Genomic DNA, 14,892 nt, shown 5'->3' with positions numbered 1-14,892 from the left:
TCCGCGCCGCCCGCGCGTTGGCATAAATTCTGTGGAGGATGTCAGCGAGCTCCCTCCCCATACCGACTGCCTGTTCTCGGGCGGTTGCCAGATCTTTGCCGCGTGCCGCATCCACGATCCATTCCACCGGCACCTCGCTCCGACCTTGGTGGATGTAGGCGTTTACCAGCCACTCGTCCCCTGTCCACATCTCCGAGGTCGTGACTCGCATCATCGGCTGGGCGGTCGTTCGACGATGCATGGCAGACGTCTTACCAAAAGGCGACCCGCGATTTTGCCAGAAATTGCGCTCGCGCCACACACAAGCAAGCTTATGCGGGGTAAGAAATGAGCGCCGTCATCCCCTTCCCCACCGCTGCGCGCGGTGCCGACCTGGTGCGCGACATCGCGCTCAATCGTGGCTATGGCGCGATCACCGTGGCGCAGCTGGTGCGCACCTTCAATCCCGACAGCGTGCGCCCTCTGCGCGTGCAGGCATCGCAGCACGTGCGCGATCGGGACGAGTCGGCAACCACCTACTTCGACGGCCCGGAGGCTGCGTGATGGACGAGATGGATGAGAAGGAATTCCAGCGCCACATGCTGCGCGAGGACATTCCGTTCGCGATCGTGTGCATGGTTGTGGGCGCTGTGCTGACGCTGCTGGCACAGGCGGTGTTCTCGTGACCGGCCGCCGCTACAGCAGCTTCGCGTGGCTGTGCGTGCTGGTTGTCGTGCTGGTGGCGTTTGGCTGGCTTGCCTATAGCCGCAACGCCGCTCTGATCGCCCAAGCGCTCCACACGATCGCATTTTTCCTGGCGCTGCATCTGCCCGAAAGCTGGTGCAACGCCCGAGCGAGCGCACACCGCGACCAGGCGCAGCCGGCCACCGATAGCACGCCCGATTTTCCGGAACCGCCGCGCCGCGGCATCCGCTGATCCCCGCCGGTCCGCCGGCACCACCGACGAGGTATTAAATGTTTCAGCTCGAAAGGCACGAGGCGTCAATCGCCAACGTCAACCAACGCATCCAGCGGCACGGCGAAGAACGCCAGCTGGCCGCCGACATCAAGTTCGTCCTGAGCGTCAGCAATGAAGCGCTCGATTCGTTCGATTCCACGCTGCGGCACGACCTGTTCCGCAAGCCGGCGAAGGGCGAGCAGCAGGATCTGCCGCAGATCGGCGGTGATGGCCTGACCGCAGTGAAGCATCCGGCGCTGGAGCCGCTGAAGCTGAGCCACGAGTTCACCGGCTACGAGATGCACCTGGCCGGCCTGCTGGAAGCCGGCGATCCCATCGTTCTGGTCGACGTGAAGCTCAAGCGCTTCGTGATCGAGCCGAAGGAAGGCGGCAGCTTGGCGATGTCCTTTACCGCCTCGTCTGAGGTCGACCCGCAGGAACTGGCCGAATTGTCGGAGGCGCTGATCCGCGAAGACGTGCTGTTGTCGCTGATCGCGCCGAAGCGCGCCGGCCAGGCTGCCGAGGATCTGACCGAAGGCGGCGACACCCTGGATGCGCAGGACACCGCGGCAGCTGCCGCCGAAGCCGCGAGCCTGATCGACGCCGGCAAGAAGGCGGCGGCATGAACGCGCCCGTCCGCATCCCGCTGGTTGACGTGGAAAGCCGCCAGATCGCGGCGATCGGCCACGACGCCGCCAGCCAGACACTGGCCGTGCGCTTCAAGAACTGGAGGGGCGAGATCACCTCGCTCTACCACTACGACAACGTCACCGCTGAGGACTACGCCGCGCTGCAGGCGGCCGAGTCGAAGGGCGGCCACTTCAACAAGGTGATCAAGGCCGACCCGGTGCGCTGGCCCTACCGCAAGGTCGAAGACCGTCCGCTCTCCGACGCGGCCTGATCCCAAACCCTGATCCGTGGCATGTGTCCACGGACGCGATCGCACCGCGCATTGACTCTCGAAGGTCAGACGTTAAAGGCAGGAAGGGAACCGCACGCACCGCCGATATGTGCGCGAGAAGGAGCGGGAGGCGAGAGCCGCGCGTGGCCCCGGCGATACGGGGCACCTATCCATCGCGGAGCGGCTTGCGATCAACGAGCGTCCATGTCTTGCGTATCGAAGACCAGGCCGCTCCGCAATGGAGGGAATGCGCAGGCTGATGCGCAAAGCGTGTGGGGCAACTCCGAGCACGTGCGGAACGTACATGGCCCTGATGCCGGGATCAGCTCCGGCCCCTCCACCCAGTAAGTGCCGGTTCGATTCCGGATGGTTGGCCGACGGCTTGGTAGCGACGAGGTGCGGTTCGAGTCCGTGGTTTGTCTAGGTAGGCAAAGGCCCGCGTGGTCCCGGCGATACGGGACACCCAAATTCATCGCCAGCCGGCGGCGCCCTTGCCGGCACATCTTCCACCCAAGGACCGCCCATGAACGCAGTCGCCACGATTCCACAGCAGCAGGGCACGCAGATCGCCCAGCCGCGCCAGCAGTTTGACCTCAGCCCGCAGACGTTCGAGCAGGCGCTGACCTTTGCCGATTACCTCGCAGAAAGTGACCTCGTGCCGAAGGACTTCAAAGGCAAGCCGGCGAATTGCCTGATCGCGATGCAGTGGGGTGCGGAGCTGGGTTTGAAGCCACTCCAGGCGCTGCAGAACATCGCTGTCATCAACGGCCGCGCGGCGCTCTGGGGGGATGCGGTGCTTGCGCTGGTTCGGAACTCGCCGGTGTGCGAGTTCGTGGAGGAATGGGACGTCAACGAGACGGCGCACTGCAAGGTGAAGCGGAAGGGCGAGAAGGAAGCTCTGGTGACCTTCAGCATGGAGGACGCCAAGAAGGCTGGCCTGGTCGGCAAGCAAGGCCCTTGGACTCAATACCCGAAGCGTATGCGCCAGATGCGCGCCCGCGCGTTCGCGCTCCGTGACGTGTTCACTGACGTGCTGCGCGGCATGGCGATTGCCGAGGAAATCATGGACATCCCGCAGGCAGGCGCAGTGGCTGCTGAGCATAGCCGGGCCGCGATCGAGGGCCAGGCCGAAAAGCAGCTGCCCGCCTACTCGGAAACGGACTTCGCCGCGAACCTGCCTAAGTGGTGGAACATCGTCGCCAGCGGCAAGAAGACCGCCGATGACCTCATCGCGATGCTGCAGACGAAGGCGACGTTCACCGCCGAGCAGCTTGACGAAATCCGTAACCCGCCGACCGATGAGGGTGAGGCGCAGAGCGACGTCGCTGCCGCTGCCGGCGGCATCACCCAGACCGCAGTGGAGCGCTGAACATGGCAGAGAACATGCAATTCCCGATTCCGAACAGTGTGCTTGAGCCGTACATAAAGCAGGCGATCAGCACCGCAATAACGGCCGCGCTCGGCGACGGTGCAAAGCTCGTTGAGATGGCTGTGCAGCAAGCGCTCTCTCAGAAGGTCAATTCCGAGGGCAAGGTCGACTCCTACTCGTCCTACAACACGCACCAGTTGGTCGAGGTCATCGCTCGCAACAAGATCCAGGAGATCGCGCGCGACGTTGTAGGGCAGATGGCTGAGGGCATGCGCCCGAAGATCAAGGAAGCCATTGAGAAGCAACTGAAGACCAAGCACACGGCGATAGCGCAGGTGCTGGTGGACAGCCTTATTAGCAGCCTCACGTCCAAGTGGAGCGTGAACGTGGCCATCGAAGCCCCGAAGGAGCGTTGAGCATGAAGACCGTCAACCTGATCCAGGGCACGCCGGAATGGCATGCCCACCGTGCTACCCACCTAAACGCCAGCGAGGCGCCGGTGATGCTGGGCGAGTTCCCGTCCGTCACCCGCAGCGAGCTTCTCAAGGTTCGCGCGACCGGCGTTGAATCGGAAATCAGCTGGTTCCTGCAGCAGATCTTCGATGATGGCCATCGCTTCGAGGCGCTCGCGCGACCGCTGGCAGAGGCGATTGTTGGCGAAGACCTGTATCCGTGCGTCGGCGTGGATGGGAAGCTATCCGCGTCGTTTGACGGACTCACGCTGCTGGGCGACGCGCTCTTCGAGCACAAGATGTTGAATGCCACGCTGCGCGCTTGCATGACCGAAGGTTGCACCGGCGCCGACCTGCCGATCTACCACCAGATCCAGATGGAACAGCAGCTGGCGGTATCCGGGGGCGAGCGGGTGCTGTTCATGGCGTCGGAATGGGACGCCGACGGCAACCTGGTCGAAGAACGCCACTGCTGGTACGTGCCAAACCTCGAGTTGCGCCAGCGCATCGTGGCCGGTTGGGAGCAGTTCGAGCGGGACGTCTGCTCCTACGAAGACAAGCCGGCCATTGCGCCTGCCGTCGGCCGCGCTCCCCAGCATCTACCTGCGCTGCACATCGCGGTGACCGGCATGGTCACGGCCTCCAATCTGGCCGACTTCCGCGGCTCGGCTATGTCTGTGCTTTCGCGCATCAACCGCGATCTGCAGACGGATGAGGACTTCGCCGACGCCGAGCAGACGGTGAAGTGGTGCAAGGGCGTCGAGGAGCGACTGGAGGCGACAAAGCAGCAGATCCTCGGCCAGACCGCCGACATCGACGCGGTGTTCCGGACCATGGATGACGTCGCCGCCGAAGCGCGCCGCGTCCGCCTGGAGCTGGACAAGCTGGTCAAGGTCGAGAAGGACAACCGCCGCACCCAGATCGTCGCCAACGGCGTGCAGGCGGTGCGGGATCACTACGCATCTATCAATGCCGGTCTCGATGCGCATGCGCTGACGGTACCGGCTTCGCTGCAGGCCGACATCGGCGCGGTGATCAAAGGCAAGAAGTCGATCAGCAGCATGCAGGATGCCGTCGGCACCGCTGCCGCAAACGCCAAGATCGCCGCCAGCCAGCAGGCCGAGCGCGTGCGCGCGAACGTGCGCGTGCTGGAAATGGAAATGGGCACGTTCGCCGGCCTGTTCCATGACCGCGTGCAGCTGTGCGCCACGAAGTCACCGGAGGATCTGCGCAACCTGATCACCGCGCGCATCACGGAGCAGAAGCGTGTCGACGAGCAGCGCATGGAAGCGCAGCGCGAGAAGATCCGTCAGGAGGAGGCGGACAAGCTGGCGCGCGAGCACCAGGAGCACGCGGCTGCACAGCGCCGCGCCTATGACCAAGCCGAGGAAGCACGGGTCGCTGCTGCTGCGCCGGCGCCCGCAGCTGCTGCTCCCGCCCCGGCCGTAGTGTCGTCACCGGCACCGGCACCGGTGGCTGCGGCTCCTGCTGACCTCTCCCCTGCCCTCGCTCAAGCGGTCAAGTCCTTGGCCGCGCCGGCACCGGCTCAAGTAGTGCGCATCAAGCTCGGCGACATCAACGCAAAGATCGCACCGCTGACGATCACCGCCGATGGCCTGGCGCAGCTCGGCTTCCAGCCGGTGACCATCGAGCGCGCCTCGAAGCTGTACGACGCGGCCCAGTTGCCGGCCATGTTCAGCGCCATGCAGCAGGTGTTCGCCCGTGCGGCCGCCAACCGCTACCAGCAGGCCGCCTGATGTTGCGCGTCTGCTCCAGCTGTAAAAGGTCGCTCAGCGATTCGGATTTTCCGGTGCAGAACGGGCGCGTGCTCAACGTCTGCGTGCTCTGCCGGAACGACATCAAGCGGGCGCAGACCAGGCTCGCACCGATCCGCCGTGATCCCGAGCAGATCCGGCTCAACAACGTCGCTGCGCTGTGGCATGGCCCGGTGCAGCGCACTCACCTGCTGAGGAACGCGGCATGAGGACTTGGCAAACCATCGAAAGTGCGCCCGACGGCGAAGTGGTCCACACCAAGATCGATGATCAGTACGGAGTTCGTAACGAGCAGCTGCTGAAGCGTAGAGGAAACCTCTGGTGCTTCCCGGATGGCGGCATGTACGTCTACTACACGCCCACGCACTGGAAGCCGCGCATAGCGGCATCGGCGGCCAAATGAGCAAGCACCTGACCCGCCGCGCGCCGAAGCGCAAACGCGGCCTGTGCTGGGGCCGCACGCCCAATGACAACGGCACCGTCGTGACGTGGCAGCTGTTCCGCCGCGATCACCGCGGCGCACTGCACATGTCCTCGCTGCAATTCACCTACGCCGAACCGCGCGCCTACATAGCGCAGCGCCTGCGCAACGCGCGCCGGAAGCTGCGCGACCGCGTGGACGAGATCGACCTGGCCGCAATGGGAGTTACTGCGTAATGCCGATCCTGCCCGAGAACCGCCCCCGCTACCCAACCAATTGGAAGACGGAGATCCGGCCTCGCATCCTCAAGCGCGCTGGCAACTGCTGCGAAGGATCACCGGATCACCCGAACTGCAGGGCGGCCAACCACCAGCCGCATCCGGAAACGGGCAGCCGAGTCGTGCTCACCATCGGCCACCTTGACCACGTCCCCGAGCACTGCGACGACGAAAACCTGCGCGCGTGGTGCCAGCGCTGCCATCTGCACTACGACCGCCACCACCACGCAGCCACACGGCGGCGCGGCAAGGCGGTCGCTGACCTCCTGGAGCAAACCGCATGACCATGCATCCGAATGACCGCCTCGCTGCTCTGGAATGGGCGCTGGCCCGTGCCCGCGAGGCCGGCAAGACCGACGAGCTGGTGCGGCTGACGCACGTGCCGGCCCTGCAGGAACTGCGCGACGAAGCGCAGCGGGAGGCTCGCGGCTAATGGGTTACCTCAATCCCCTGCTGAATCTTCCAGCCGGGCGGGCGCTCCGCGCGCTCCCCTCTGCTGAGCGGGCCGCACTGGAATCGCTCATGCGTGAGCTGCGCGACCAGGCCAACACCGAGGCCGAGAAGGCTTGGCGCAAGCGGAAAGGTCCGATGGCTGCCTATTGACGGGCCGTGTCCACCTATGCGCGCCACGTCGCGCACGCCTTGAAAAAGGAATCTGCAAATGGCTGACGGCTCGCACTCTTTCAACTTCCCAGTGCCGCAGGTCTCGTGCCTGCGCCCGGGCGAGATCGTGGTCGACCTGTTCGCCGGCGGCGGCGGTGCCAGCGAGGCGCTGAAGCAGGCGCTGGGTATTGACCCCGCGCTGGCCTACAACCACGACGAGTGGGCAATCGGCATGCACGCGGCCAACCATCCGCTGACGATCCACCATCGCGAGGATATCTGGCACGCCGACCCGCGCAAGGACGTCGCCGGCCGGCCAATCGGCTGGTTCCATGCCTCGCCGGACTGCACGCACTTCAGCCAGGCCAAGGGCGGCCAGCCGCGCAGCCACAAAACGCGGGCGCTCTCATGGGTCGCGCTGAAGTGGATCGGCCAGCTGCTACGCGCCGACTTGCGCGACGGCACGAACACCGCACCGCGCATCCTGTCGCTGGAAAACGTGTGGCAGATCCTGACCTGGGGTCCGCTGGTGGCCAAGCGCTGCAAGGTGACCGGCCGCGTCCTGAAGATGGACGGCACTGTGGCGGCACGTGGCGAGCGCGTGCCGGTGGCGAATCAGCAGTTGGTGCCGGACAAGCGGCATAGCGGCCGCACCTGGCGTCAGTTCGTGGCTGCGCTGGAGTCGAAGGGCTACCGCGTTGAGTGGCGCAAGCTGACCGCCAGCGACTACGGCGCCGGCACCAGCCGCGAGCGACTGTTCCTGATCGCGCGCCGCGATGGCGAGCCGATCGTGTGGCCGGCGCCGACACATGGCACCGCTCCCGGCCAGCTGCCGCGCGTGCGCGCCGCCGATTGCTTGGACTTCTCCCTGCCCTGCCCGTCCATCTTTACCCGTAAGCGGCCGCTCGCTGACGCCACGCTGCGCCGCATCGCCAAGGGCGTCATGCGCCACGTGCTGCAGTCGGCCGACCCCTTCATCGTCCCGGCCACGCACCAGGGCTCGGACCGGGTCAATGACGTGCGGGCGCCGCTGCCGACGATCACGGCCGCGAACCGCGGCGAGCTAATGCTGGTTGCGCCGGAGCTGGCGCCCTTCATCGCTGAGCATGCGAACAGCAGCCACACCATCGGCAGCATGCGCGCCGACGAACCGCTGCGCACCATCTGCGCCGGGGTGAAGGGCGGCCATTTCTCGGCAGTGGCGCCGATCCTCGCCGGTGTCGGCGGCCGCGCCGGCCAGTCCGAACCGCGCTCAGGTGCCGAACCGCTTTACACGATGACCACGAAGGCGGACACCGCGCTGGTGGCTCCCTGCCTGGTGCAGATGGGCCATGGCGAGGGCGCGACGCCCGGCAAGCGCTTTAGCCACGGCATCAACGATATCCAGGGTCCGATCGGCACCATCGTTGCGAGCGGCGGAGGCCAAGGCGTGATGACGGCTTTCCTGGAACAGGCGAACGGCGGCTTCTACGAAGGCGGCGGCCGTGATGCACGCGACCCGATGAGCACCATCACCGCGACCGGCAGCCAGCAGCAGCTCGCTACCACGCACGTGGTGACGCTGCGCAACAACACCCACGGGCAGGCAGCCGACGAGCCGCTGGGCACCGTGTGCGCCAGCACCGTGCACCACGGGATGATCGAGTGCACGCTGAGCGCCGAGCAGCAGGCCGGTGCGCTGCAGGTTGCCGCGTTCCTGGTGAAGTACTACGGCACCGGCATTGGCGTGGATCTGCGCGAGCCGCTGGATACCGCGACCACACGCGATCGCATGGCACTAGTCACGGTGGTGATCCAGGGCACGCCCTACGTCATCGTCGATATCGGCCTGCGCATGCTCAAGCCGCACGAGCTGTTCCGCGCGCAGGGCTTCCCCGCCACCTACCGAATCACGCACACCGCCGACGGCCGGGCGATCAGCACCAGCGCCGCAGTGCGCATGTGCGGCAACTCGGTCAGCCCGCCGCCGCTGGTCGCGCTGGCGCAGGCAAACCTCGACGCGACGCCGCTACCGATGAAGGTAGCGGCATGACTGCATTCCTTTACCTCATGCTTGCCCGCCGACTGCTGAGCACGAACAGGTCATCTGGCTGTGGCATTTGCCCAGATCGAAAGCGTTTCACAGTATCGCTTCCAGTTCGCCGCACCATCCGTCGGAATTGTTCCGTCGTCGTAAAAGAAGAAGAGCCCAGGGTCATCCGGTGCGTCATCAATGATGCTGCTGGCGCGGCGCTTCAGAGCGGCGATGGTGGCTGCTGGAATCGACTGCCTCGAGGGATGAGTGTCGTAGTCCACCCATTCATCCTTACTCACCATCCCAAGCGGTTTGTAATTTCGATTCAGGGCAAGCCATTTGCCGTCCTTAGTTTTTTGCAGGCAGTACGGCAAATGTGTATGGGCAACGGTACCGATTGGCATTCGAAAATCCTTCTGATCGTTGTGCGTCGATCCTGCCACATTTTGGACGTTCGCAATTGCCTGCCAGGCTCAGCCAGACATGGCTAATGACCTCTTCCCCAAGCCTCCGCGCCGCATGCGTCAGCCCCCCAAAGATCTGCTCCGGCAGCAGCTGGCCATGGCCGCCGACCACATCGAGCGGGTCACCGCCGAGAACCACGCTCTGCGCGCGATGTGCGCAGACCTCATCAACACCTGCCAGGGCAGCGCCGACCAGATGCGCGCCGCCTTGGCGAACACGGAGACCGAATAACCATGAACACTGCCACCACAGAATCGATCCGCCTGCCCGAAATCATTGCCTCGATGCTCAATTACGCGGGAGTGGCGGACACGTGCGAGGTCACCCAGGGGCACGCACCGGTCGCCATCCGCAATTGGGCAGAGATGCTGCAGCAGTTGGCCGCGCCTGCTGCTGTGCCGGTGGACGTGCTGCGCGAAGCAGCGGCGCTCGCCGATGCCGTCGAGAAAAATGGGCAGTGGGACGACGGTTGCTTCTACTACAACAAGCACGCGGCGAGCGAACTGCAAACTCCGCTGACCAACCTTCGCCGCGCGCTCGCCACCCACCCCCAGCCGGCAGCGGCGAATGGCGTGCCGGAGCTGTTCGTGCAATGGCTTGAGCGTGAGATGCCCGCTGGCACCATCATCGGCAAGCCGGCCTGGTGGGCGCCAAAGTTGGCGCGAGCACTGCGCAGTGCCGAGCGCGGCGTGTTGGGAGGCTGCAATGGCTGAGCGCCCCGACCAACGCTATCCGCTGACCTGGCCAGCAGGCTGGCCGCGCACGCCCGGCCACCTCCGCGCACACAGTCCGTTCAAGGCGCAGACCACCGACCGCGCATTCCGCGACCTGGTGGACGAGCTTGCCCGGCTCGGCGCGCGCAACATCATCGTCAGCAGCAACCTCAAGCTGCGCCAGGACGGCATGCCGTACAGCCAGCAGCCGCGCAACGATGACGAGGGCATCGCCGTCTACTTCACCCGCAAGGGTGTGGAGATGGTTCTGGCCTGCGACAAGTTCGCCAAGCGCGAGGCCAATCTGCGCGCCATCACCCTGACGATCGGTGCTATTCGCGGCATCGAGCGCTGGGGCAGTTCCGACATGATGGAGCGGGCATTCACCGGCTTCGCTGCCCTGCCCGCGCCGGTTGCGCTGTCCTGGCGCGATGTTCTTGACCCGGCCGACCCGGAGGGCAGCTACCGACGGCTGCGTTCGCAGCACCATCCCGACAATCGCGGCAACGCCGATACCTTCCAGCGGGTGCAGTCCGCCTGGCAGGCATACCAACAGGAGACCAAACGATGAGCAACACCCCGACCGCCACCCAGCGGCTGCTCCGGCTGCGCGACGTGCTTGAGCGCGTCGGCATGTCGAAGTCCACCCTCTACAGCCGCATCCGGGATAAGACCTTTCCCCAGCCCCTACACCTGGGCACATCGTCGGTATGGGTGGAGTCCGAGGTCGCCGACTGGATCAACCAGCAAATCGCCCAGCGGGACAAAGCCGCTTGAGCTGGGGGTATCTGTGGGGGCATCTGGCCCCCATTGGATAGGCCAACGCCTTTCCATTCAATGCCTTACGATTAATCGGACGTAGAGCCCACCTCCACCAAACAACGGTCCTAAGACGACCGACTAAGGCCGGGACTCCTCGATGCAGAGGGCTTCCGGCCTTTTTCATGGACGACACCATGTCCTGGAGACGCACGATCGGCAGCGAGACAGCTCTGACAGGATGCCGCGCCGGTTGCTGCCCGACAGCCCGTGCATCGCAGCCGACTGCAGGCTTACCTGCTGAGTCAATTAGTGACGTGGGCGGTCTGTTCGGTGCATTCGATGGATGCGGTTGCGACGACGCTGTCCGCGTCATGCGCCGGCACTGCATCGCCACGCAGTTGGTCGAATAGCGCGAGCAGTTCGGTGGCTTCCTGCTGCAGCAGGGCCAGGGCACTTTTGTTGGGCTCTTGCATGTCGCTTCCGTCCAAGACGCTCCCCAGCGTTGTTCAGGGCTGGAAGCAAACCGTATGCCAGCTGGTGCGGTGCCGGCGTGGTCGATGCGACCGGGCACGCATGCCGCTTACGCGGACTCGAGCTGCCGCTGCGCTTCGGCATGCATCGCTTCCAGCGTCACCATGCCGGCAACCCGGGCGGCGGCCATGGCGCTGCGGTGGTCGGGAAACGTGGCAGACAGGGCGCTGCCCGCCAGGTCGCCGGCGCTGGCCCCAATCTGGGCGATCTGCCAGTCGGCGACCCAGCCGCGGCTGGGGCCATCGCCCTGGGCAGCGCGACAGGTCAATCGATAGCTACCAAGGAAAATGACCACTCTGTTGCCCGGCTCGGTGACGAACATGAAGGATACCGTCGTGCCGGCGCCGGAGCGACCTCAAGCCCGTCCCGCAGCTGACTGGCAAGCGAAGTGGAGCATGGGCACGCGACTTGCATCAGCCTCAACCAGACAATCGATGTCAGGGGAACACGGTGTTAACCAGGAACGCAAAACGTCACGCCGCCGGCGCCTTGTTGCTTGGCGGGGTGATCTTCGTCCTGATCGGCGTGGGCGGTTATTTCACCACGCAGCGCTCGCTGGCCGATGCCGGCTGGGTGACGCATACGCAGGAAGTGATCGCCAGCATCGACGAGATCCAGGCCGGGATGCTGTCGGCAGAGTCGTCGGTGCGTGGCTATGTCCTGACCGACAACGAAGCGTTTCTCGGGGTGTACGCCGATGCGATCGGGCGGCTTCCCGAGCGCATCGTGCGGCTGGATGCCCTGGTGCAGGACAACCCGGTGCAGCGGCGCAACGTCGTGGCGCTCGGACGCCTGGTGGACATGCGCCTGGTCCAGATCAATGACCTGTTGCACAGCTATCGCAAGCAGGGCCTGGATGGCGCGCGCGCCTCGATCGCACGCGGCGTGTTCCAGACCTCGTCGTCGCTGCGCCGCCAGGTGCAGACCATGACGGAATTGGAGCGCCAGCAACTGGTGAAGCGTACCGACACCAATGCGCGCAGCGCGCAGTGGGTGCTGTGGGTGACGGTGGTCGGGATTTTCAGCGGCTTGCTGGTGATGTTGCTGGCCTACCGGTTGCTGTCGCGCGAACTGGAACGGCGCGTGCTCGCCGAAGACGCGGCCAGCACGACCAGCGAACGCCTGATCGAATCGTTCGCCACGCTCGAACGCACGTCGGCCGGGCTGGAGGCGCTGGCACGTTACTCGGGCCTGCTGCAGAACTGCCGCAATGCCGAGGAAGCGCTGGAAATCACCGCCCGCACGATCGCCCCGCTGATCCCGGGCGCGGCCGGCGCGGTCTATTTGCTGCGCGCCTCGCGCGATCGTGCCGAACAGGTGGTGGCCTGGGGCACGATGGCCGACGACGACAGCGCCAGCATCGCCCCGGACACGTGCTGGGCCTTGCGCCGCGACCGCACGCATGTGGTGGAAGACGCCAGCCAGGGCATGCTCTGCCAACACATCGGCGCCAATCTTCCGGCGCATGCGAGCACCGCCTGCATCCCGCTATCGGCTCAAGGCACGCAACTGGGGATGCTGGCGCTACGCAGCGAGGATCCGCGCGATCTGGCCTCGTTGACCGTGGCCGAGGCCGCAGCCGAACAATTGTCGCTGGCGTTGCACAACCTGCGCCTGCGCGAGACGCTGCGCCAGCAATCCATTCGCGATCCGTTGACCGGTCTGTACAACCGCCGTTATCTCGAAGAAGCGCTCAATCACGAACTTGCGCGCTGCACGCGGCGGGCCCTCCCTTTGTCGGTGCTGATGCTGGACGTGGACCACTTCAAGCAGTTCAACGATCTGCACGGCCACAGCGGCGGCGACCGCGTGCTGGCGGCGATCGGCGAATTCCTGCTGGCGCAGACGCGCGGCGAAGACATCTGCTGCCGCTATGGCGGCGAGGAGTTGACGATCATCCTGCCGGAAGTGGATCTGGCGACCGCCTGCAGGATGGCCGAGAAGCTGCGTGCCGGCATCGAAACGCTGCAGGTGATGGCCGATGGCGTGTCGTTGCCGAAGGTCAGCGCCTCGTTCGGTGCGGCCAGCTTTCCCCAACATGCGGGCAATATGGCGCAGTTGCTGCGTCGCGCGGACGAGGCGCTGTACCGCGCCAAGCAGGCCGGACGCAATCAGGTAGTGAGTGCGGGCACCGCAGCCGCAGGCTGAGACATGCCGTTATCAGATTGGACCTGCGTCTGCGGGCATACCGACGCGCCACGCGCGCCCGCAATGCAGGCATTGCACTGACCGCGCACAGCGGGCATCAAGCGCAACTGCGCCCATCCGCATCGGTTGGAATCAGGCCGGCACCCGCCAGCATGTTGTCGACGCGGGTCCGCACATAGGCCGCGTCCTCGGCCGCGGCACTGCTGAGCACGGCCTGGGCGCGCGCCTGAAAATCGAGATAGTCGAAATCCGCGTCTTCATCGGCCGATAGCTGCGGCAGTTCGTCCTGCAGCGCGTCCAGGCGCATGTCGAGTTCTTCGCGTGTGGGCATGGCAGACTCCGACGGCAAAGACGCTACGGTTGCGGCACGGCCGTCAAGGATGTGCGAAGCCCGACCCGGCAACGCTTCATTTTCCGACCCGCTGCCGCGGCGCGTGCACGCTCAACTTTCGCAAGGCTCCGCCGATAATGATGCCGACTCCTATAGAACCTTCCCTGTGATCCTCCACCTGCGGCGGGATTTCCGTCTCGGCATCGTCAAGATGCTGGGGCCGATCACCGCGCTGTTGCTTTGCCTCTATGCGGTGTACCTGGCCATTACCGGTCAGGCGCTGGCCTGCCTGATCACCGCATCGCTCGGTGTGCTTGCGATATGGCGTGGCTGGAAGATGCGCGATGCAGAGCGCACCGGCGCTGGCGGCGTGTGGCTGGCCTCGATCAATGTGGGCGGCTGTCTGGTGGCCTGCTGGACCGGCGGCGATGGCGCCCTGCCCTGGCTGTTTCCGGTGCTGGCCACCAATTACTTCCTGTGCGGCCCGCAACGCGCCGTGCTGCTGAGCCTGCCGCTGCTGGCGGCGCTGCTGCTGTTGCCGGGCCTGATCGTCAGCCCGGGCCAGGGCGTGTCGACGGTCGTGGTGACGCTGGTGACGCTGGCGGTGGGGTATGCGTTCTCGCTGCGCATGCAGGATGACCGCGTGCATCTGGAAGAGCTGGCCTCGCTGGATGCGCTGACCGGCCTGCCCAACCGGCGCATGCTCGAGCGTGCGCTCACCCATCAGATCGACCGACGCCAGCCGCATGAACGGCTCAACAGCCTGATCATTCTGGATCTGGACCATTTCAAGGAGGTCAATGATCTCTACGGGCACGCCGCAGGCGACGCCGCGTTGTCGGATCTGGCCACCATCCTGCGCTTCGAAGTGCGCGAGCCACACCAGGTGTTCCGCTTCGGCGGCGAAGAATTCGTGGTGCTGTTGCGTGCCGGCTCCCTGCAGGAACTGGAAGCGGCCACCGAACGCCTGCGCAAGGTGATCCGCAACGGGCTGCGTGGCCCCGGCGGGCGGATCACGGTGTCGCTGGGCGCGGCCCGCCATGACGGCGAAACGCATTGGCAGGACTGGTTTTCGCGTGCCGATGCAGCGCTGTATCTGGCCAAGAACGGCGGCCGCGACAGCGTGCGCGTGGCCGACTGAGCGCAGCCCTCGTGTGATCAGCTGGTCGGCAGGCGTGCCGACCGTCGCCCG

Annotated in this window: 25 protein-coding genes; 21 read left to right on the top strand and 4 right to left on the bottom strand. The window is 65.5% G+C overall.

Features of this window, described 5'->3' with window-relative positions:
• The first annotated feature begins 327 nt into the window (after positions 1–327).
• The 15 genes from AC1PLS_RS07630 (at position 328) to AC1PLS_RS07560 (ending at position 8,768) form a co-directional block, all read left to right on the top strand.
• Positions 328–543 carry a hypothetical protein gene (locus AC1PLS_RS07630; protein ID WP_481104325.1) on the top strand — a complete coding sequence of 72 codons (216 nt, stop codon included), beginning with the start codon at positions 328–330 and terminating at the stop codon, positions 541–543.
• Positions 540–665, top strand: a complete 126-nt coding sequence (locus AC1PLS_RS07625; RefSeq protein WP_481104324.1) for a hypothetical protein — start codon at positions 540–542, stop codon at positions 663–665. Before AC1PLS_RS07630 ends, AC1PLS_RS07625 begins: the two co-directional genes overlap by 4 nt.
• Positions 662–916, top strand: coding sequence for a hypothetical protein (locus AC1PLS_RS07620; protein WP_481104323.1), 255 nt, complete (start codon positions 662–664; stop codon positions 914–916). The genes AC1PLS_RS07625 and AC1PLS_RS07620 overlap by 4 nt, the downstream gene beginning before the upstream one ends.
• 38 nt (positions 917–954) lie before the next feature.
• On the top strand, positions 955–1,563 hold the full coding sequence (locus tag AC1PLS_RS07615; RefSeq protein WP_127159244.1) for a hypothetical protein: 609 nt from the start codon (positions 955–957) through the stop codon (positions 1,561–1,563).
• Positions 1,560–1,838: a KTSC domain-containing protein gene (locus AC1PLS_RS07610; protein ID WP_481104322.1), complete on the top strand. Its 279-nt coding sequence runs from the start codon at positions 1,560–1,562 to the stop codon at positions 1,836–1,838. The genes AC1PLS_RS07615 and AC1PLS_RS07610 overlap by 4 nt, the downstream gene beginning before the upstream one ends.
• A 523-nt stretch (positions 1,839–2,361) precedes the next feature.
• Complete coding sequence (locus tag AC1PLS_RS07605; protein ID WP_481104321.1) at positions 2,362–3,207, top strand: recombinase family protein; 846 nt, start codon at positions 2,362–2,364, stop codon at positions 3,205–3,207.
• Between the two features lie 2 nt (positions 3,208–3,209).
• Positions 3,210–3,623, top strand: coding sequence for a hypothetical protein (locus AC1PLS_RS07600; protein ID WP_481104320.1), 414 nt, complete (start codon positions 3,210–3,212; stop codon positions 3,621–3,623).
• Between the two features lie 2 nt (positions 3,624–3,625).
• A complete protein-coding gene (locus AC1PLS_RS07595) occupies positions 3,626–5,416 on the top strand; it encodes a lambda-exonuclease family protein (protein WP_481104319.1) in 1,791 nt (596 codons plus the stop codon).
• A 53-nt stretch (positions 5,417–5,469) separates the two neighbouring features.
• Positions 5,470–5,643, top strand: coding sequence for a hypothetical protein (locus AC1PLS_RS07590; protein ID WP_481104318.1), 174 nt, complete (start codon positions 5,470–5,472; stop codon positions 5,641–5,643).
• The gene (locus tag AC1PLS_RS07585; protein WP_481104317.1) at positions 5,640–5,837 is read left to right on the top strand and encodes a hypothetical protein; all 198 of its coding nucleotides are present in this window, start codon (positions 5,640–5,642) and stop codon (positions 5,835–5,837) included. Before AC1PLS_RS07590 ends, AC1PLS_RS07585 begins: the two co-directional genes overlap by 4 nt.
• Entirely contained in the window at positions 5,834–6,091 is a 258-nt protein-coding gene (locus AC1PLS_RS07580; RefSeq protein WP_104600776.1) for a hypothetical protein, read from the top strand. Before AC1PLS_RS07585 ends, AC1PLS_RS07580 begins: the two co-directional genes overlap by 4 nt.
• Positions 6,091–6,417, top strand: coding sequence for a hypothetical protein (locus AC1PLS_RS07575; protein ID WP_481104316.1), 327 nt, complete (start codon positions 6,091–6,093; stop codon positions 6,415–6,417). Before AC1PLS_RS07580 ends, AC1PLS_RS07575 begins: the two co-directional genes overlap by 1 nt.
• On the top strand, positions 6,414–6,566 hold the full coding sequence (locus AC1PLS_RS07570) for a hypothetical protein (RefSeq protein WP_481104315.1): 153 nt from the start codon (positions 6,414–6,416) through the stop codon (positions 6,564–6,566). The genes AC1PLS_RS07575 and AC1PLS_RS07570 overlap by 4 nt, the downstream gene beginning before the upstream one ends.
• Complete coding sequence (locus AC1PLS_RS07565; protein WP_481104314.1) at positions 6,566–6,736, top strand: hypothetical protein; 171 nt, start codon at positions 6,566–6,568, stop codon at positions 6,734–6,736. Before AC1PLS_RS07570 ends, AC1PLS_RS07565 begins: the two co-directional genes overlap by 1 nt.
• 58 nt (positions 6,737–6,794) lie before the next feature.
• Positions 6,795–8,768, top strand: a complete 1,974-nt coding sequence (locus AC1PLS_RS07560) for a DNA cytosine methyltransferase (RefSeq protein ID WP_481104313.1) — start codon at positions 6,795–6,797, stop codon at positions 8,766–8,768.
• A gap of 50 nt (positions 8,769–8,818) precedes the next feature.
• On the opposite strand, the gene AC1PLS_RS07555 is transcribed toward AC1PLS_RS07560, so the two are convergent.
• Positions 8,819–9,154, bottom strand: a complete 336-nt coding sequence (locus tag AC1PLS_RS07555) for a hypothetical protein (protein ID WP_481104312.1) — start codon at positions 9,152–9,154, stop codon at positions 8,819–8,821.
• Between the two features lie 115 nt (positions 9,155–9,269).
• Here AC1PLS_RS07555 and AC1PLS_RS07550 point away from each other — a divergent pair, with 115 nt between their 5' ends.
• From AC1PLS_RS07550 to AC1PLS_RS07535, 4 genes are all read left to right on the top strand, one after another.
• Positions 9,270–9,446 (top strand): hypothetical protein, encoded by a 177-nt coding sequence (locus tag AC1PLS_RS07550; RefSeq protein WP_481104311.1) that lies wholly within the window; start codon positions 9,270–9,272, stop codon positions 9,444–9,446.
• Positions 9,447–9,448: 2 nt separating this feature from the next.
• Positions 9,449–9,928, top strand: a complete 480-nt coding sequence (locus AC1PLS_RS07545; RefSeq protein ID WP_481104310.1) for a hypothetical protein — start codon at positions 9,449–9,451, stop codon at positions 9,926–9,928.
• A gap of 118 nt (positions 9,929–10,046) precedes the next feature.
• A complete protein-coding gene (locus AC1PLS_RS07540) occupies positions 10,047–10,499 on the top strand; it encodes a J domain-containing protein (protein ID WP_481104309.1) in 453 nt (150 codons plus the stop codon).
• A complete protein-coding gene (locus tag AC1PLS_RS07535) occupies positions 10,496–10,705 on the top strand; it encodes a helix-turn-helix transcriptional regulator (RefSeq protein ID WP_047130252.1) in 210 nt (69 codons plus the stop codon). The genes AC1PLS_RS07540 and AC1PLS_RS07535 overlap by 4 nt, the downstream gene beginning before the upstream one ends.
• Before the next feature lie 287 nt (positions 10,706–10,992).
• Here AC1PLS_RS07535 and AC1PLS_RS07530 read toward each other — a convergent pair whose 3' ends face one another.
• Both AC1PLS_RS07530 and AC1PLS_RS07525 read right to left on the bottom strand, forming a co-directional pair.
• Positions 10,993–11,163 carry a hypothetical protein gene (locus AC1PLS_RS07530; protein WP_167762803.1) on the bottom strand — a complete coding sequence of 57 codons (171 nt, stop codon included), beginning with the start codon at positions 11,161–11,163 and terminating at the stop codon, positions 10,993–10,995.
• Between the two features lie 107 nt (positions 11,164–11,270).
• Complete coding sequence (locus AC1PLS_RS07525; protein ID WP_054592675.1) at positions 11,271–11,516, bottom strand: hypothetical protein; 246 nt, start codon at positions 11,514–11,516, stop codon at positions 11,271–11,273.
• A gap of 155 nt (positions 11,517–11,671) precedes the next feature.
• Here AC1PLS_RS07525 and AC1PLS_RS07520 point away from each other — a divergent pair, with 155 nt between their 5' ends.
• Positions 11,672–13,369 (top strand): sensor domain-containing diguanylate cyclase, encoded by a 1,698-nt coding sequence (locus tag AC1PLS_RS07520; RefSeq protein ID WP_046342211.1) that lies wholly within the window; start codon positions 11,672–11,674, stop codon positions 13,367–13,369.
• A gap of 97 nt (positions 13,370–13,466) precedes the next feature.
• Here AC1PLS_RS07520 and AC1PLS_RS07515 read toward each other — a convergent pair whose 3' ends face one another.
• Positions 13,467–13,772 carry a hypothetical protein gene (locus AC1PLS_RS07515; RefSeq protein ID WP_046342210.1) on the bottom strand — a complete coding sequence of 102 codons (306 nt, stop codon included), beginning with the start codon at positions 13,770–13,772 and terminating at the stop codon, positions 13,467–13,469.
• Positions 13,773–13,866: 94 nt separating this feature from the next.
• On the opposite strand from AC1PLS_RS07515, the gene AC1PLS_RS07510 reads away from it, so the two are divergent.
• Complete coding sequence (locus AC1PLS_RS07510; RefSeq protein WP_046342209.1) at positions 13,867–14,841, top strand: GGDEF domain-containing protein; 975 nt, start codon at positions 13,867–13,869, stop codon at positions 14,839–14,841.
• The last annotated feature ends 51 nt before the right edge of the window (positions 14,842–14,892 follow it).

This window comes from Xanthomonas sp. NCPPB 3218 (assembly GCF_056725185.1).
The sequence above is the reverse complement of the archived record's forward strand: the minus strand, read 5'-3'. Positions and strand labels throughout refer to the sequence as shown.

Coding starts and splice junctions, on each gene's coding strand:
- AC1PLS_RS07545 (WP_481104310.1), top strand. CDS start 9,449: ATGAACACTGCCACCACAGAATCGATCCGCCTGCCCGAAATCATTGCC.
- AC1PLS_RS07550 (WP_481104311.1), top strand. CDS start 9,270: ATGCGTCAGCCCCCCAAAGATCTGCTCCGGCAGCAGCTGGCCATGGCC.
- AC1PLS_RS07530 (WP_167762803.1), bottom strand. CDS start 11,163: ATGCAAGAGCCCAACAAAAGTGCCCTGGCCCTGCTGCAGCAGGAAGCC.
- AC1PLS_RS07555 (WP_481104312.1), bottom strand. CDS start 9,154: ATGCCAATCGGTACCGTTGCCCATACACATTTGCCGTACTGCCTGCAA.
- AC1PLS_RS07600 (WP_481104320.1), top strand. CDS start 3,210: ATGGCAGAGAACATGCAATTCCCGATTCCGAACAGTGTGCTTGAGCCG.
- AC1PLS_RS07580 (WP_104600776.1), top strand. CDS start 5,834: ATGAGCAAGCACCTGACCCGCCGCGCGCCGAAGCGCAAACGCGGCCTG.
- AC1PLS_RS07585 (WP_481104317.1), top strand. CDS start 5,640: ATGAGGACTTGGCAAACCATCGAAAGTGCGCCCGACGGCGAAGTGGTC.
- AC1PLS_RS07560 (WP_481104313.1), top strand. CDS start 6,795: ATGGCTGACGGCTCGCACTCTTTCAACTTCCCAGTGCCGCAGGTCTCG.
- AC1PLS_RS07630 (WP_481104325.1), top strand. CDS start 328: ATGAGCGCCGTCATCCCCTTCCCCACCGCTGCGCGCGGTGCCGACCTG.
- AC1PLS_RS07565 (WP_481104314.1), top strand. CDS start 6,566: ATGGGTTACCTCAATCCCCTGCTGAATCTTCCAGCCGGGCGGGCGCTC.
- AC1PLS_RS07595 (WP_481104319.1), top strand. CDS start 3,626: ATGAAGACCGTCAACCTGATCCAGGGCACGCCGGAATGGCATGCCCAC.
- AC1PLS_RS07605 (WP_481104321.1), top strand. CDS start 2,362: ATGAACGCAGTCGCCACGATTCCACAGCAGCAGGGCACGCAGATCGCC.
- AC1PLS_RS07570 (WP_481104315.1), top strand. CDS start 6,414: ATGACCATGCATCCGAATGACCGCCTCGCTGCTCTGGAATGGGCGCTG.
- AC1PLS_RS07615 (WP_127159244.1), top strand. CDS start 955: ATGTTTCAGCTCGAAAGGCACGAGGCGTCAATCGCCAACGTCAACCAA.
- AC1PLS_RS07535 (WP_047130252.1), top strand. CDS start 10,496: ATGAGCAACACCCCGACCGCCACCCAGCGGCTGCTCCGGCTGCGCGAC.
- AC1PLS_RS07610 (WP_481104322.1), top strand. CDS start 1,560: ATGAACGCGCCCGTCCGCATCCCGCTGGTTGACGTGGAAAGCCGCCAG.
- AC1PLS_RS07575 (WP_481104316.1), top strand. CDS start 6,091: ATGCCGATCCTGCCCGAGAACCGCCCCCGCTACCCAACCAATTGGAAG.